Origin of the sequence: Vagococcus fluvialis (assembly GCF_048815235.1) — a bacterium.
Taxonomy (GTDB): domain Bacteria; phylum Bacillota; class Bacilli; order Lactobacillales; family Vagococcaceae; genus Vagococcus.
Window position 1 is genome coordinate 1 of the sequence record NZ_JBMEAO010000006.1, and the last position, 15754, is coordinate 15754.

Genomic DNA, 15754 nt, shown 5'->3' on the forward strand with positions numbered 1-15754 from the left:
AGGAATAACTAACATCACTATTTAGATATTCTCGGACAACTTTATGCTTAAATTTATAGTTATACTTTGTCATAAAAATACACCCCTAAAGTTAGATTTTTTGGTCTAACTTTAGGGGTGCACTACACTAATCATAACTAATCTCAATCTTTTTTATTATTACTGAGCAGTGTAACCTCCATCGGCTACAAACTCACTTCCTGTTGAATAACTAGACTCGTCACTTCCTAAATAACTAATTAAATTGGCTAATTCTTCAGGACGACCTAATCGTTTAATCGGATTTAATTGTTTCATAACAGGTAATGCTTCACCTGGTAACATCGTTGTTTCAACATAACCTGGGTGAACACTGTTAACACGAATATTATATCCTTCTTGAGCTGCATAAAGAGCTGCTGATTTAGATAGCAGTCGAACGCCACCTTTAGAAGCGCTATAAGCTACCGTTGAAGGTTCACTTACTAATCCCATCATTGATGAAATATTAATAATAGAGTTTCCTTCATCATTGAGTTTCATTGTTTTTATACCATACTTAGTTCCTAAAAAGACGCTCGTTAAATTGATATCAATGATTAAGTTCCAATCTTCTAATGACCCATGTTCAATATCAATTGCTTTCCCAATCCCGGCATTATTAACAAGAATATTTAGTTTACCGAACCTGTCTAGGATTAATGTCACAGCATTCTTCCAACTATCTTCCTTTGTCACATCTAATTTAACAAATGCAACTCGTTCTTCTGGGAGTTTTTCCATTACACTTTTAGAGAGTTCCTCATTAATGTCACCAATAACAACATTAGCTCCCTCATCTAAAAACTTCTTTACTGTTGCAAGCCCAATACCTGACAAACCGCCTGTTACCAAAGCAACCTTATTAGCTAATTTTCCCATAGCATCAAACTTCCTTTCTTTTATACCTACCTTTATTGTAACCGTTTTCTTTGTTTTTGTCATTGTTTCTGCCTACGAAAAAAAGGATGACAAAAAATCATCCTTTTCTTTAACTATTTCATTATTCAAATTCTTCTAAAGCTACCGAAGCATTTTCCCATTCTTCAAGTAGTTGTTCTTGTCTTTCGAATTTTTTATTTAGTTTTTCATTAAGTTCCTGTAAAACACCATGATCTTCTAAATTTTCTGGTAAGCCCATTTCTTCTTGTAAAGCTTCAGTTGCTTCTTCCAGTTCATGCAATTCTTTTTCCAAGGCTTCTACTTGACGCTCTAGAGTTCGTTGCTCTCTTTGCTTTTGTTTGTCTAGTTCGAAATTTTTCTTCGTATCAGTTTTAACTTCTGAAACAACAGTTTCCTCTTCATCAAGAAGTTCTTTTAGTTGCTCTTCCTCAAACTTCTTCTCTAAATAATAATCATAGTTGCCGTGATATAATTTACTACCTTCGTCTGATAATTCCAATACACTGGTAGCAATTCGATTAATAAAATAACGGTCATGGGATACGAATAAAATAGTTCCTTCATAATCTATCAGTGCATTTTCTAAGACTTCTTTACTATCAATATCTAAATGGTTCGTTGGCTCATCTAGAATTAAGAAATTATCTTTATTCATTGATAATTTAGCCAAAGCAACTCTTGCTTTTTCTCCCCCACTTAATAAAGGAATTGTTTTCTTCACATCTTCTCCTGAAAATAAAAAGCTGCCTAGTACGGTTCTAATATCTTTTTCTGGTGTTGTTCGATGTTCCGACCATAGCTCTTCTAAAATCGTTTGTTGTGAATTTAACGTTGCTTGTTCCTGGTCATAGTATCCTATAGAGACATGATGACCTAATCGTTTTTCCCCTTTAATTAAAGGAATCATATCAATAATTGACTTTAATAAGGTTGATTTCCCAACTCCATTTGGTCCAACTAAAGCAATCGCTTCTTGTTTTCTAATACTAAAATCAATTGGCTCACATAAAATGGTGTCTTCATAACCAATAGCTACGGAACTGACTTCTAACACTTCACGCCCTGATTCTCTTTCAATACCAAATAAAAAGTTAGCTGATTTTTCATCCCCTTGTGGACGATCCATTCGTTCCATTTTATCTAATTGTTTTCTTCTGCTTTGAGCTCTCTTAGTTGTTGAGGCTCTTACTAAATTTCGTGCTACAAAATCTTCTAATTTATTGATTTCAACCTGTTGCTTCTCATACTCTTTCCACTCACGTTCTAGTCTCTCAGCTTTTTGATCAAGATAACGACTATAATTACCTTTATAATGACTCATCTTGCGGCGACTAATCTCATAAACTTCTTGCACAATCTTATCTAAAAAGTAACGGTCATGGGATACCATTAATAGTGCCCCACGATAATTTTGTAGATAATTCTCTAACCAACCAAGGGTGTCAATATCTAAATGGTTCGTCGGCTCATCTAGAATTAATAGGTCTGGTTTTTCAAGTAATAGTCTGGCTAGAGCTAATCTTGTTTTTTGACCTCCAGAAAGATTACTAATCAAATGATTGTAATACGTTTCATCAAAACGGAAACCGTGTAAAACAGATTTAATTTCTGATTCGTAACCATATCCATTTAAATCATTAAACTCATGTTGTAAACGATCGTATTCATTTAATACTTGTTGGTATTCTTTTTCGTCATTTTGAACGTTGGAATCTGAAATTTGTGTTTCCAAAAACCTTAATCGTTTTTCCATTCTTTGGATTGGTTCAAAAACAGCAAGCATTTCTTCCCAAATTGTTTTATCTGATTCCAATCCTGTATGTTGGTCTAAATAACCTAACGTTAACTCTTTTGTTTTAGAAATCGTTCCTTTATCTGCTTCTTCTATTCCTGCTAAAATCTTTAAAAATGTCGATTTACCAGTCCCATTTCGACCAACAAGAGCGATTCGACTTCTATCTTGTATTTCCATTTGCATGTTTTCAAATAACACTTCGTCTCCAAACAGACGCGCGACTTGACTTGCTTGTAATAAAATCATCGTCTTCTCCACCTTTTATATACTGAGCTCAGTTTATCATATTTTGTTGTTATTGATAAAGTTCAATTGTGATAATTCAAGCTTTTTACAAGCTAATAAATTGCATTTGGCTCATTCTAAAGGTATTCTATGTAAAGTGAAGTTTATAACAATTAGACAGTTTATATATTTTAAGTGAGGGAAAAAATAATGAAAGAAACAACTATACCAAAGGCTACGGCTAAGAGATTACCTTTATATTACCGCTATTTAAAGTTTTTATTTGATTCAGGGAAGAAAAAAGTATCATCTACTGAATTAAGTGAAGCCGTTAAAGTTGATAGCGCCACTATTCGCCGTGATTTTTCATACTTTGGTGAACTTGGAAAACGTGGATATGGATACGATGTAGAAAGTTTAATGAACTTTTTTGCTAAAACACTAAACGAAGACGAATTAACGAACGTTGCCTTAATCGGAGTTGGTAACATGGGACGCGCTTTAGTTAATTACCGCTTCCATCAAAGTGATAGCATCCGTATTAGCGCTGCTTTTGATGTTAAAGAAGATATTGTTGGAAGAATCATTGATGGCGTTCCTGTCTACTCATCAGATGACATGGTACAGCAAATCAAAGAACAACACATTGAAGTAGCTATTCTAACTGTACCAACTGATTTTGCACAAGAAAATGCAGACCGCCTTGTTGAAGCAGGAGTTAAAGGGATCATGAACTTTACGCCAGTTAGATTGAATGTTCCTGAGCATGTGCAAATTCAAAACGTTGACTTAACCAATGAAATGCAAACATTAATCTACTTCTTATCTCATTACAAAGAAGACGATAAAGAATAAAAAAATGAGGATGACTTAAAAAGTCGTCCTCATTTTTTATTTTAAAATTAATAATTGTAATAATATGACTGCTGTATTCATTCCTGCATGAGCAATAATCGATGTTAAGAGTGAGCCTGTCTTTCTATAAATTAAGAAAAATAAGAAACCTAAGCCACCATAAACAAGATAATGGCCATCTCCGTGAAGAGCTGCAAATATAAATGAACTGATAACAGCCGAAACCCAAATGTTTAATTTTTGATTTAAAAAATTAATTAAACTAAAACGGAAAACAAATTCTTCCATAATGGGTCCTGCGATTGTCACCGCGATAATAAAGAACGGTGCACTCTTAATGATAGAAGTAATATCTTGGGTATTTTGTGATCCCATAGGTTGATTAAATACAACAATTTCAATAAGAGCTAAAAATGTTTGTAAAAAGAAACTACCTACAATAGAAATTAATCCTAAACTAATGATTAAACCATAATCATCTTTCTCTTCTGATAATGTATCTTTTTTATTTGTTTTTAGATTGATAACAATTAATAATATCGCCCCTAAAATATACATCAGCGCTGTCAAATTAGCTATCCATTCATTGGGAATAAATGGTAATTCGGCAAATAAAGCTGGACTCATTAACGCACTTAAAAAGAAAAAGACTGTCCAAAGTGTATTTTTATTAATAGACATGGAGTACCTCCTGAATAATTTTGTCTTTTTTCTATGATAACACAGAAAAAGACTTCATTAGCATAATTCTTGCAAATAAGAAAAAAAATAGGTATGATGAAGAAGTAAGTTAGCACTCAATATTACCGAGTGCTAACAAAAAACATTATTCTTTATTTTATGGAGGGATATCAATTGTTAAAACCATTAGGAGATCGCGTTATTATTGAAGTCAAAGAAGAGGTAGAACAAACAGCAGGAAGCTTCCTACTAACATCTGCTTCTAAAGAAAAATCTCAAACAGGCATAATTGTGGCTGTGGGAGAAGGACGCTTCTTACCAAACGGAGAAAGACTTTCTCTTGAAGTTGAAGTTGATCAAACGGTTATGTTTGAAAAATACGCTGGACAAGAAGTTAAATACGACGGTAAAGATTACCTAATCGTACACGAAAAAGATATTATCGCAATCGTTAAATAAAAAATCTATGAGGTGGAAGAATTATGACAAAAGAAATTAAATTTTCTGAAGACGCACGTAGCTCTATGATGCGTGGTGTAGATACATTAGCAAACATTGTGAAAGTAACATTAGGACCTAAAGGACGTAACGTTGTTTTAGATAAATCTTTTGGTTCACCATTAATTACAAATGACGGTGTGACTATTGCTAAAGAAGTTGAGTTAGAAGATCGTTTTGAAAACATGGGTGCTCAATTAGTAGCTGAAGTAGCTTCTAAAACAAATGACATCGCTGGTGACGGTACTACTACTGCTACTGTTTTAACACAAGCTATCGTTCGCGAAGGACTTAAAAACGTCACTGCTGGTGCTAACCCAATCGGTATTCGCCGAGGAATCGAAATGGCAACTAAAGTGGCTGTAGAAGAATTACATACTTTATCTAAACAAGTTGATTCAAAAGAAGCTATTGCTCAAGTAGCGTCAGTTTCTTCTGGAAGTGACACAATTGGAGAGTTAATCTCTGAAGCAATGAGTAAAGTTGGTAATGACGGTGTTATTACTATTGAAGAATCTAAAGGGATTGAAACTGAATTAGATGTAGTTGAAGGTATGCAATTTGACCGTGGTTATTTATCTCAATACATGGTAACTGACAACGACAAAATGGAAGCTGTCTTAGACAATCCTTACCTACTAATTACAGATAAAAAAATCTCAAACATTCAAGATATTTTACCTTTATTAGAACAAATCTTACAAGAAGGTAAACCATTATTAATTATTGCTGATGATGTTGATGGGGAAGCTTTACCTACATTAGTCTTAAATAAAATCCGTGGAACATTTAATGTTGCTGCTGTTAAAGCACCTGGATTTGGTGATCGTCGTAAAGAAATGTTACAAGACATTGCAACTTTAACTGGTGCGACTGTTATCACTGAAGACTTAGGTTTAGATCTTAAAGATACTACTATCGAAGCTTTAGGTACTGCAAGTAAAGTTGTTATCGACAAAGACAACACTGTCATCGTTGAAGGTGGCGGAAACAAAGACGCTATTGAAAATCGCGTTTCATTAATTCGCTCTCAAATCGCTGAAACAACTTCTGATTTTGACCGTGAAAAACTACAGGAACGTCTAGCAAAACTTGCTGGCGGAGTTGCCGTGGTTAAAGTTGGGGCTGCTACTGAAACAGAATTAAAAGAATTAAAACTACGTATTGAAGACGCGTTAAACGCAACTCGTGCTGCTGTTGAAGAAGGTATCGTCCCTGGTGGTGGTACTGCATTTGTAAACGTCTTACCAAAAATTGCTGAAATTGAAGCAACTGGTGACGAAGCAACTGGTGTTAAAATTGTTTTACGCGCTTTAGAAGAACCTGTACGTCAAATCGCTGAAAATGCTGGTTTAGAAGGTTCTGTCATTGTTGATAAATTAAAACAAGCACAACCTGGTATTGGTTATAACGCTAAAACAGATGAATGGGTAAACATGATTGATGCTGGAATCGTTGATCCAACTAAAGTAACTCGCTCTGCTTTACAAAATGCAGCAAGTGTTTCTGCTTTATTATTAACAACTGAAGGTGTTATTGCTGACAAACCAAGCAACGACGCTCCAATGATGCCTGGAATGGACCCATCAATGATGGGCGGAATGATGTAGTTCCATTTATCCATAAAAAACTTAAACCACTTAAAACAATTTGTTTTAAGTGGTTTTTTATTATTTTACAAAATGGATATTGCGACTGACTTCTCTAAAACCAATCTGTTGATGAAACTTAAAGCTCTCAAGATTATCAATATGGCAATCACTACCAATTTCGATACAACCTTGCTCTTCACACCACTTCTCTCCTGCTTCTACTAACTTTTTAGCAATTCCTTGTCGTCTGTGACCTTCCAAAACAAATACACCTTCTAAATAACCGCAAGGACTAGAACTAGTTCCTTCAACATAATCTGTCCTAATTTGAAATTGAGCAAAACCAATCATAATTCTATTTTCTTTAAACAAAAGCAACTCACTTTTAGAATCTTTCAGACACTCTAAAAATTCCTGATATAACTCTTGTTCCGTGCTTCCATCATAGATATTTTTAGCTAATTGAACTAAATCACTTATCTCTTCAATACAACATGTTTCAATCATAAGTTCACTCCTTTTCCTTCTTTAGCCTTATAAAACATGATATCACTCTTTTTATACCATTAACTTGTAGTTTTAACCAGTTATCATTAGTTATTTCAAAAAAGGAATGTTAAAATTAATGTATAGCATAGAGAAAGGAATGAAACATTATGTCGACACATCATGAAACAAAATTTGATTGGAGTTCTTTTATTATTGGTGTCCTAATGATCCTAGTAGCCTTATTTTCGTTTAAAACACCTATCTCAAACTTAGCAGCTATTGTCTTAGTTTTTTCTTTTTCAGCTGTTTTAAAAGGGATATTACAGCTTTTTGGACATTTTAAACTGAAAGAATACACCTATTATCAATCTAAACGACTTGTTTTTCTTGGGATTATTAATATCCTTATTGGTATCTTCCTTATTTTTAATATGACTAGTAGTATTATAGCTTTGCCTTTTGTTTTTTCTATATGGTTTATTGTTGAATCTATTGGTGAATTACTTTTAGCTAGTATTTATCGCGATATTTCAAAAAGTTATTTTTGGTTAATGATTATTGCTAGTATTATCAGTATTATTCTTGGATTCATTTTACTTTCACAACCTCTTATTGCTGCTCTAAGTATTTCTTGGTTAGTGGGTACCTATTTCCTAATCGCAGGAATTATTTATACCGTCAGAGCTTTTTAACGACACATCAAAATGTGTTATAATAAAAGAACAACATTCAATAAAGGAGAGGATTTAATGAATCAAGAGCAAACAAAAGTAGTATTGAATCAATTAGTGGCAGATTTAGTTCAGTTTTCAACAATTATTCATCAGGCACATTGGTACATGCGCGGCACAGGATTTTTAACCTTACACCCTAGAATGGACACGTACATGGAAGAGATTGACGCACAACTTGATGAAGTAGCAGAGCGTTTAATCACAATTGGTGGCGCACCTTTTTCTACCTTAAAAGAGTTTAGTGAAAATACTAAATTACCTGATTCAACTGGAACCTTTGAGGCTCCTATGACAACACATTTAGAAACGTTGATTTCAGGTTATCGTTATTTAGACAAACTTTATTCGGAAGGAATTAAAACTGCTGGAGATGAAGGGGACCAAGTAACAGAAGATCTATTTATCTCGTTTAAAGGAGCTATTCAAAAAAATATTTGGATGCTTCAAGCTGAATTAGGCCAAGCTCCTAATCTATAATCAAAACAAGAGACTGTGACATGAATATGTTACAGTCTCTTTTGTAGTTCTGATAATTATTTTTAGTACATTATATATAAATTAATCATATTTTAATCATTATTTAACACCGAACATGAGTTCTTTTTATGCTATAATTACTTTAACAAATTAAAATAAAGGATGATATCATTTATGAAAACAGCAATTTTATTTTTAGTCGATGAATACGCAGATTGGGAAGGAGCTTACCTTTCAAGTATTTTAAACACAAGTAAAGAATGGGAAGTTAAAACAGCTTCTACTAAAAAAAAAGTAACTTCTATTGGTGGATTCAAAACTACTGTAGATTATTTAATTGATGAATTACCAGAGAAAATAGATACTTTTATTTTAATTGGTGGCAATAATTGGCAAATTTCTAATGAAACATTATTAGAGAAAGTAACAACCTTTTTAAATAGCGATTTAATCGTTGGCGCTATTTGCGGTGCTGTAGATTATTTAGCAAAAAATGGCTTATTAACACCTTACAAACATACTGGAAATGCTCTATTTTTCTGGCAAGAATATGAAAAATACACAACTCCTGAAAACTTCAAAGAAGTTCAATGTGTTAGCGACAAAAATTTAGTCACAGCAAACGGAACAGCTGCTATTGACTTCACTGAAGCTTTGTTGGAAAAATTAGATTTCGAAACTGAAAAAATTCGTCACCGAGAGATAGGTTTACAACGTATGGGTTACTACACTTATGTTGAAAAATACGGTAACCCTTTCCACTAAAAATATATAAATAAAAGAAGTCTGACCCAAAATGGCCAGACTTCTTTTATTTATATTTCTCTTCTAATTTACTCATCCAAGAACCTAATAAAGCTCCTAATATCAACATAACAAAGCATAAGCCATATTGCATTATACCAAAACCTGTATAGTCTTTAGGAATAATCATAATCGTTGAAGCAAAAACAACTCCTAAAATAAAATGAAACAGCTTAGCATAAGCAATACTAAAAATGTAATCCATTATTTTGGATAATAACAACACAACAACAATCGCTCCAAATGCAATTGGAAGAATGACACTAAAGTTGAGTGTTTTTATCCCATCAGACATTGCTTTATACATGCCCATATAAACTAAAAAGTTTGAAGGACTTAAACCTGGAACAATTAAACCTAACCCAATCAAGCCTCCTGCAATCATCCAAGTCCATGTGTTTTGAACGACTTGACCATTAAATAAAGATTCGCCATAAACTAAGAAAATAAAAGCTAATACAAATGTAATAGCCATGATAACTTTATCCCCTTGACTACGCCCCTTTTTACCAGCTTCCTTCCATAGTGAAGGTATCGTTCCAACAATACAACCAACAAAAAACCATAAAATAATCGTTTCATACTGTCCTAGTAAAAAACTAACACCAAAAGAAAGTAAAAAGACTCCCGTCACACCGCCTAAACCAACAGGTAAAAAGTACAAAACATTTTCTTTAAAGTTTTTAGTTATATGGGCTAAAAAAGAAATGATTCGCTCATAAATACCAAAAATAGCAGCCAAAGCTCCCCCACTAACTCCTGGTAAAATAAAACCTGATCCTATAAACATTCCTTTGATAAATCTTAGAAACCAATCTTTGTTACTGTTTTCCATAATCGTCTCCTTAAAATTAGTCAATCTTCATAATAACTGATATGTTAAGAAAAAGAAAAAATAATACTCAGAGACAGTTGAATCATTTTTGTTCTAAGGCATAATTTAATATTGTATCAATCCTGTTTCTTTTGCTCATTAATGTTTCACTTATAAAAACATCTGGTTCTATGCCTAAATTATGATGTTTTTTGCCATTTGGATATTCTACTTTTTTAGCAGTCACCATAAACATACCACCTGTTTTTAAGGATAACCAAGCTGGTTGACCCGTTGAACCAGCAGTGGTTTCCCCAATCAAAGTAGCTCTTTTTTTATTATCAAAATTGATAATAAAATTTTCGCCAGAGGAATAGGTCATTCTATTTTGTAATATTTTAACTGGTAGCTGATTTAATACACCCATATACTTAATCAAATCATTTTTTTCAATTTCAATTTTTAACGATTGATGATTTAAAGCGTTATATTCTTCTCTATGAGTTTTTTTAGCCACTTCAGAATCCATACCATAAAGTATCATTGAAGCAATCGCTATTTTTTCACTGTCTACCACTTGACGCGATGCCTTCTCCATTTCAATTGGCTCATCAAAAAAAGCCTGAGCTATCTCATTAGCAATTCCCGAATTCCCACCAAAATTATCTCTCACATCAAAAATAAGTTCTTCTGCAGATAAATAAGCATCCACATAACAAAAAAATTCAGGAACTATATTTTCTGACATAAAATGATTAAGTTTAACTACTATTTTAGAAGCCACTTTTAAGATAACCATCGCCTCTGATTCATAAAGAATATCAAAAGGTTGCGATATATATTCGACTATTTCTTTTTTAGGGTAATACCTTTCTTTTAAATAAGGTAAATGTAACGTTTGACCTGCTTCAAATATCACCTTCAACTCTTCTCCGTCAAAGAAAAAAGATGAAGATAATTGTGTCATTCCCATAGAAAATTCATTATGATGAGCCCAACCATGTTCTGAACACATTTGAAGATAATCTTCAGCGCTTATCCCGTTAATATTTTTTATAGGCTGGTATAAATACTTATCCACATCTCCATTACCACTTAGAATAACTAATTTCCCCTCAAGTAAACCCAACTCAACAGGAAAGTAACCTATCTCCTCTTTTATTTCTTTGGGTAAATAAACTAAAGTATGTCCGTCATTTAAAATAGCCGCGAGCTTCATGAGTTCTTTATAAAATTCGACTTGTGTCATCTCTTCATTAACAGACATTAATAGAGTTGTTACCTTCTCATGCCACTTACTCATTAACTCATCTGTCCAATAAGGAAAAACAGTCAAAACATAATGATTAATTATTAAAATATCAGAAATTTTATCTTTCACCTAATCATTTCCTTTCAATCTTTATTAGTCATATGAAGAACACCTTTAGTTTCTAAACCTACTAATTCATTTAAGAGCTCTGGTTTTAGCATGGTCACAAGATTTTTATTCACCCATGAAGCATTTACTTTTTCCTTACATATTAATTCTTGTTGTTCCTTTTCATTTAAGCTCAAAAAATAAACAAAAATGACTTGTTGATAAGGAGCATTTTCAAATTCAAATAAGTTTTCCACAACAGCTATCAACTTATCCACTGTCACATGAAGATTGGTTTCTTCTAAAAACTCGCGAACTACTGCTTCTTCTGATGTTTCGCCTAACTTAACAGCTCCACTACTTAAAGTTTGAGTGCCATCAACTTCAGTTGAAATTAACACCTTCCCCTCATATTCCAAAATGCCACATGCTCTCATATCAAACTTATAATTATCTATTTTTACTCTAATATCTGTCATATTGTCTCCTTTTAAGGCTATTTATAATGTATTTAGCACCGTAACCAATAAATAAAAGTAAGCTAAGAACTAAACTTCCTTTAAAAAAATTAACCCAGAAAACAAGATAAGGAGCAGCTATTAACCAACTTGCGATTAATATAAAAATGACCACACATTGATGTCTAAATTTCATTTTTCTAATTAATAACCATGTCAAAAAACCTTCCCTCAACTGTCTCGTTTGTAAATAATCTTGGTATATTTTCATTTTTTCTACTTCCTCCCTTGTTCTATTTTGTTTATTCATTTTATCACAAACAAAATAAAGAGACGAATTGTTCTGACAATTCATCCCCTTATTTACTATGTATTTCCATAAAATGTTGCGCCTACATAGTCTCCTTTGTAGGTTTGACGATATTGATTAGGACTGATACCTTCATATTTTTTAAAAATCCGGCTAAAATAAGCAGGATCTGCATAACCAATCAACTCACTTATTTCAGCTAAAGAATCACTTGTTTCTCTTAATAATTTTTTAGCTTGCTCCACACGATACTCCGTTAAATAAGCAATGTAAGTCATTCCAACCTCTTTTTTAAATAACTGACATAAATAAGTTTTGTTTAAATGCATAAAGTCTGCTAGTTTATCCAAGTTTAGTTCTGTTTGATAATTCTCATGAATGTATTCAATCATCGGCAAAATAGTTTCGTTAGCTGTTGTTTTCACACCATTTACTCGATGATTTAAAAGAGAGACCTGATTTAACGAAATAATAGCTCGGTGAATACTCGTTAAAGCCTCCTCTTCAATAAGTGGTTTCACTAAATAATCAATCGCACCACTTCTCATTGCGTATTGAATATTCTTAAAATTTTCTTCTTGATCAAAAAAAATACATCTAACATTAGGATGTCTGGTTTTCACCTGATGAATAATGTCATGAGGATTATCATCTTGTAAGTTTAAATCAATTAGTAATATTTCAGGTGAATGATTTTTAGCTACTGCCAAGGCTTCTTGAGCATTTATAGCATCTGGTAATTGAATGACATTAACAAAATACTTTAGAAAGAGTTGATCTAGCATGCCATTAAGTTGAACATCTTGAGTTACTTTTAATACATAACACATAATACCCCTACTTTCTTCGAACCTAACTTCACAAACAATCTGCAATATTTTAATAACGTATTATTTATATACATAGATTATATCACAACAATCGTTTTGTTTTAGCTTATTTTTTAACCTTATCTTAATTTTATCCAAATTTAGTCAAAAAAAGTCCTAACAATCATTTTGTGAAAAATGATATTCTTAATGTGTCATAAGAAATCAATACACAATCAAAAACTAATAGGAGGATTACAATGAGTAAAGAAAGTAAACAAGCTATCACTATTGAAGAAACAATCAATCACTTGGTACAAAAAGGAAATGTGGCCTTAAGCGAAATGGAAACGCTTAACCAAGAACAAGTTGATACTATCGTATACGAGATGAGCTTAGCTGCAATTGATCAACATATGCCTCTAGCAAAATTAGCTGTAGAAGAAACTGGCCGTGGTGTTTATGAAGATAAAGCCATTAAAAACATGTTCGCTTCAGAAAGTATTTGGAATAATATTAAACATAATAAAACAGTTGGCGTTATTGATGAAGATAAACAAACTGGTATTGTTCAAATCGCTGCTCCAATCGGTGTTTTATGTGGTGTTACACCGACGACAAACCCTACTTCAACAACTATTTTTAAAGCAATGATTGCTCTTAAAACTCGTAATCCGATTATTTTTGCCTTTCACCCAGCAGCACAACAATCATCAGCTGAAGCAGCAAGAGTGGTACGTGACGCAGCTATTAAAGCTGGTGCTCCTGTTGATTGTATTCAGTGGGTTGACACGCCTTCCATTGAAGCAACTAATCTCCTAATGAATCATGAGAATATTGCTTCTGTATTAGCAACAGGTGGTTCTGGTATGGTTAAAGCGGCTTATTCAACTGGAAAACCTGCTATTGGTGTAGGCCCTGGTAACACCCCTGCTTATATTGAAAAAACAGCTAAAATCAAACGAGCTGTTAACGATTTAATTGTCTCTAAAACATTTGATAACGGTATGATTTGTGCTTCAGAGCAAGGAATCATTGTTGATACTGAAATTTATGATGAAGTCAAAAAAGAATTCCAAGCGCATCAAGTTCATATTTGTTCATCAAAAGAAAAAGATTTAATCGAAAACTATGTCATGAATGAAAATAAAACAGCTGTTAATCCTGAAGTAGTTGGAAAACCTGCTACATATATTGCTGAAAAAGCGGGAGTTAAAGTACCTGCTGGAACTAAAATGATCATTGTAGAATTAGAAGGAACTGGAAAAGAACATCCTCTTTCTCTTGAAAAACTCTCTCCAGTTTTAGCAATGGTTAAATCTCATTCTCATGAAGAAGGCTTTAAATTAGCTGAACAAATGCTTGAAACAGGTCTAGGACACACAGCTTGTACCCATACGGAAGACGAAGATTTACAAATTGCCTATGCTTTAAAAATGAAAGCTTGTCGTATCTTAGTTAACACACCGACATCTCAAGGTGGTATTGGAGATATTTATAACGAAATGATTCCATCTTTAACATTAGGTTGTGGTTCATACGGTAAAAACTCTATCTCTCAAAACGTTTCAACGGTTAATTTATTGAACTATAAAACTTTAGCTAAAAGGAGAACAAATATGCAGTGGTTTAGATTACCTAATCGAATCTTCTTTGAGAAAAACTCAATTCAATACTTACAAGTGATGGAAGACATTGAAAGAGCCTTTATTGTTTGTGACCCTGGTATGGTTCAATTAGGATATGCTGATTTAATTGTTGATGAATTAAGAAAGCGTCATAATAAAGTTCAATTTGAGATTTTCTCAGATGTAGAACCTAACCCATCAACTAATACAGTTTACAAAGGAACTGAACAAATTGTTAATTTCAAACCTGATACCATTATTGCTTTAGGTGGTGGTTCAGCCATCGATGCAGCTAAAGGTATGTGGTTATTCTATGAACATCCGGAAACTGAATTCTTTGGAGCTAAACAAAAATTCTTAGATATTAGAAAACGTATCTATAAATTCCCGAAAGCTGAAAAATCTCGTTTAGTTTGTGTACCAACTACTTCTGGTACTGGAGCTGAGGTAACACCATTTGCGGTTATTACAGATAGTGAAACACACGTTAAATACCCGTTAGCAGATTATGCTTTAACACCAGACGTGGCAATCATTGACCCACAATTTGTTTTATCAGTTCCAAGATCAATTTCTGCTGATACTGGAATGGACGTTTTAACTCATGCGTTAGAATCATATGTATCAGTTATGGCAAGTGATTATACAAGAGGATTAAGTTTAGAAGCCATTAAATTAGTCTTTGCCAATCTAAGAAACTCTGTAAATAATCAAGACCCTATCGCTCGCGAAAAAATGCATAACGCTTCTGCTATTGCTGGTATGGCTTTTGCTAATGCTTTCTTAGGAATTTGTCACTCAGTAGCTCATAAAATTGGTGGTGAATACAACATTCCACATGGTAGAACTAACGCTATTTTGTTACCACATATTATTCGCTACAATGCAAAAGACCCACAAAAACATGCTATCTTCCCTAAATACGATTACTTTAGAGCACATGAAGATTACGCTCAAATTGCAAGAGATTTAGGATTTGCAGGCAATACAACAGAAGAATTAGTTGAAGCTTTAGTTTTAGAAATTATTCAACTTGGAAAAGATGTTGGAATTGATATGAGCCTTAAAGCACAAGGCGTGACACAACAAGTCCTTGACACTACAGTTGATAGAATGGCTGAATTAGCTTACGAAGACCAATGTACAACAGCTAATCCAAAAGAGCCTTTAATTAGCGAACTAAAACAAATTATCATTGATGCTTACGAAGGTGTATAGGATATCTAAAAAAACAGTCTAGATTTAGACTGTTTTTTTTGCTCTAGATAAGGTATTCTAGAGGTATCTCATGAGTGACGTGAAGG

General features: G+C 33.2%; 16 protein-coding genes. 7 read left to right on the forward strand and 9 right to left on the reverse strand.

The genetic code is table 11. The features are described 5' to 3' along the window. Positions 1-159 precede the first annotated feature (159 nt). A complete protein-coding gene (locus ACODH8_RS04975; RefSeq protein WP_332466067.1) occupies positions 160-900 on the reverse strand; it encodes an SDR family oxidoreductase in 741 nt (246 codons plus the stop codon). Between the two features lie 121 nt (positions 901-1021). Then, positions 1022-2962 carry an ABC-F family ATP-binding cassette domain-containing protein gene (locus tag ACODH8_RS04980; protein WP_332465920.1) on the reverse strand — a complete coding sequence of 647 codons (1941 nt, stop codon included), beginning with the start codon at positions 2960-2962 and terminating at the stop codon, positions 1022-1024. Between the two features lie 189 nt (positions 2963-3151). Between ACODH8_RS04980 and ACODH8_RS04985 the strand changes: the two genes are divergently transcribed. Further along, positions 3152-3796 carry a redox-sensing transcriptional repressor Rex gene (locus ACODH8_RS04985; RefSeq protein WP_332465921.1) on the forward strand — a complete coding sequence of 215 codons (645 nt, stop codon included), beginning with the start codon at positions 3152-3154 and terminating at the stop codon, positions 3794-3796. A gap of 36 nt (positions 3797-3832) precedes the next feature. Here the strand turns inward: ACODH8_RS04985 and ACODH8_RS04990 are convergent, their stop codons facing one another. Further along, positions 3833-4477, reverse strand: coding sequence for a type II CAAX endopeptidase family protein (locus ACODH8_RS04990; protein ID WP_332465922.1), 645 nt, complete (start codon positions 4475-4477; stop codon positions 3833-3835). A gap of 174 nt (positions 4478-4651) precedes the next feature. Between ACODH8_RS04990 and groES the strand changes: the two genes are divergently transcribed. Next, positions 4652-4936, forward strand: a complete 285-nt coding sequence (gene groES / locus ACODH8_RS04995) for a co-chaperone GroES (RefSeq protein ID WP_332465923.1) — start codon at positions 4652-4654, stop codon at positions 4934-4936. Between the two features lie 23 nt (positions 4937-4959). Continuing rightward, positions 4960-6585: a chaperonin GroEL gene (gene groL / locus ACODH8_RS05000; RefSeq protein ID WP_332525816.1), complete on the forward strand. Its 1626-nt coding sequence runs from the start codon at positions 4960-4962 to the stop codon at positions 6583-6585. A 60-nt stretch (positions 6586-6645) separates the two neighbouring features. Here groL and aac(6') read toward each other — a convergent pair whose 3' ends face one another. Further along, positions 6646-7074, reverse strand: coding sequence for an aminoglycoside 6'-N-acetyltransferase (gene aac(6') / locus ACODH8_RS05005; RefSeq protein WP_332465925.1), 429 nt, complete (start codon positions 7072-7074; stop codon positions 6646-6648). Positions 7075-7223: 149 nt separating this feature from the next. Between aac(6') and ACODH8_RS05010 the strand changes: the two genes are divergently transcribed. The 3 genes from ACODH8_RS05010 to ACODH8_RS05020 all read left to right on the forward strand — a co-directional run bounded on the left by ACODH8_RS05010 (position 7224) and on the right by ACODH8_RS05020 (position 9032). After that, positions 7224-7748, forward strand: coding sequence for an HdeD family acid-resistance protein (locus ACODH8_RS05010; protein WP_332465926.1), 525 nt, complete (start codon positions 7224-7226; stop codon positions 7746-7748). A gap of 57 nt (positions 7749-7805) precedes the next feature. Continuing rightward, complete coding sequence (locus ACODH8_RS05015) at positions 7806-8267, forward strand: DNA starvation/stationary phase protection protein (RefSeq protein ID WP_332465927.1); 462 nt, start codon at positions 7806-7808, stop codon at positions 8265-8267. A gap of 174 nt (positions 8268-8441) precedes the next feature. Then, the gene (locus ACODH8_RS05020) at positions 8442-9032 is read left to right on the forward strand and encodes a type 1 glutamine amidotransferase family protein (protein ID WP_332465928.1); all 591 of its coding nucleotides are present in this window, start codon (positions 8442-8444) and stop codon (positions 9030-9032) included. A 46-nt stretch (positions 9033-9078) separates the two neighbouring features. On the opposite strand, the gene ACODH8_RS05025 is transcribed toward ACODH8_RS05020, so the two are convergent. The 5 genes from ACODH8_RS05025 to ACODH8_RS05045 form a co-directional block, all read right to left on the reverse strand. After that, positions 9079-9906, reverse strand: coding sequence for a DUF368 domain-containing protein (locus ACODH8_RS05025; RefSeq protein WP_332465929.1), 828 nt, complete (start codon positions 9904-9906; stop codon positions 9079-9081). 82 nt (positions 9907-9988) lie between these two features. After that, positions 9989-11266 carry a S41 family peptidase gene (locus ACODH8_RS05030; RefSeq protein WP_332465930.1) on the reverse strand — a complete coding sequence of 426 codons (1278 nt, stop codon included), beginning with the start codon at positions 11264-11266 and terminating at the stop codon, positions 9989-9991. A gap of 14 nt (positions 11267-11280) precedes the next feature. Further along, complete coding sequence (locus tag ACODH8_RS05035) at positions 11281-11724, reverse strand: NUDIX domain-containing protein (protein ID WP_332465931.1); 444 nt, start codon at positions 11722-11724, stop codon at positions 11281-11283. Beyond that, positions 11711-11974, reverse strand: a complete 264-nt coding sequence (locus tag ACODH8_RS05040; RefSeq protein WP_332465932.1) for a hypothetical protein — start codon at positions 11972-11974, stop codon at positions 11711-11713. The genes ACODH8_RS05035 and ACODH8_RS05040 overlap by 14 nt, the downstream gene beginning before the upstream one ends. A 95-nt stretch (positions 11975-12069) precedes the next feature. Continuing rightward, complete coding sequence (locus ACODH8_RS05045) at positions 12070-12843, reverse strand: DNA-binding response regulator (protein ID WP_332465933.1); 774 nt, start codon at positions 12841-12843, stop codon at positions 12070-12072. A gap of 239 nt (positions 12844-13082) precedes the next feature. Here ACODH8_RS05045 and adhE point away from each other — a divergent pair, with 239 nt between their 5' ends. After that, positions 13083-15668, forward strand: coding sequence for a bifunctional acetaldehyde-CoA/alcohol dehydrogenase (gene adhE, locus ACODH8_RS05050; protein WP_420517586.1), 2586 nt, complete (start codon positions 13083-13085; stop codon positions 15666-15668). The last annotated feature ends 86 nt before the right edge of the window (positions 15669-15754 follow it).

Excerpts from the sequence above, each read along its gene's own strand:
- ACODH8_RS04975 (WP_332466067.1), bottom strand. The coding sequence starts at position 900 with ATGGGAAAATTAGCTAATAAGGTTGCTTTGGTAACAGGCGGTTTGTCA.
- ACODH8_RS04980 (WP_332465920.1), bottom strand. The coding sequence starts at position 2,962 with ATGATTTTATTACAAGCAAGTCAAGTCGCGCGTCTGTTTGGAGACGAA.
- ACODH8_RS04985 (WP_332465921.1), top strand. The coding sequence starts at position 3,152 with ATGAAAGAAACAACTATACCAAAGGCTACGGCTAAGAGATTACCTTTA.
- ACODH8_RS04990 (WP_332465922.1), bottom strand. The coding sequence starts at position 4,477 with ATGTCTATTAATAAAAATACACTTTGGACAGTCTTTTTCTTTTTAAGT.
- groL (WP_332525816.1), top strand. The coding sequence starts at position 4,960 with ATGACAAAAGAAATTAAATTTTCTGAAGACGCACGTAGCTCTATGATG.
- ACODH8_RS05010 (WP_332465926.1), top strand. The coding sequence starts at position 7,224 with ATGTCGACACATCATGAAACAAAATTTGATTGGAGTTCTTTTATTATT.
- ACODH8_RS05015 (WP_332465927.1), top strand. The coding sequence starts at position 7,806 with ATGAATCAAGAGCAAACAAAAGTAGTATTGAATCAATTAGTGGCAGAT.
- ACODH8_RS05020 (WP_332465928.1), top strand. The coding sequence starts at position 8,442 with ATGAAAACAGCAATTTTATTTTTAGTCGATGAATACGCAGATTGGGAA.
- ACODH8_RS05025 (WP_332465929.1), bottom strand. The coding sequence starts at position 9,906 with ATGGAAAACAGTAACAAAGATTGGTTTCTAAGATTTATCAAAGGAATG.
- ACODH8_RS05035 (WP_332465931.1), bottom strand. The coding sequence starts at position 11,724 with ATGACAGATATTAGAGTAAAAATAGATAATTATAAGTTTGATATGAGA.
- ACODH8_RS05040 (WP_332465932.1), bottom strand. The coding sequence starts at position 11,974 with ATGAAAATATACCAAGATTATTTACAAACGAGACAGTTGAGGGAAGGT.
- ACODH8_RS05045 (WP_332465933.1), bottom strand. The coding sequence starts at position 12,843 with ATGTGTTATGTATTAAAAGTAACTCAAGATGTTCAACTTAATGGCATG.
- adhE (WP_420517586.1), top strand. The coding sequence starts at position 13,083 with ATGAGTAAAGAAAGTAAACAAGCTATCACTATTGAAGAAACAATCAAT.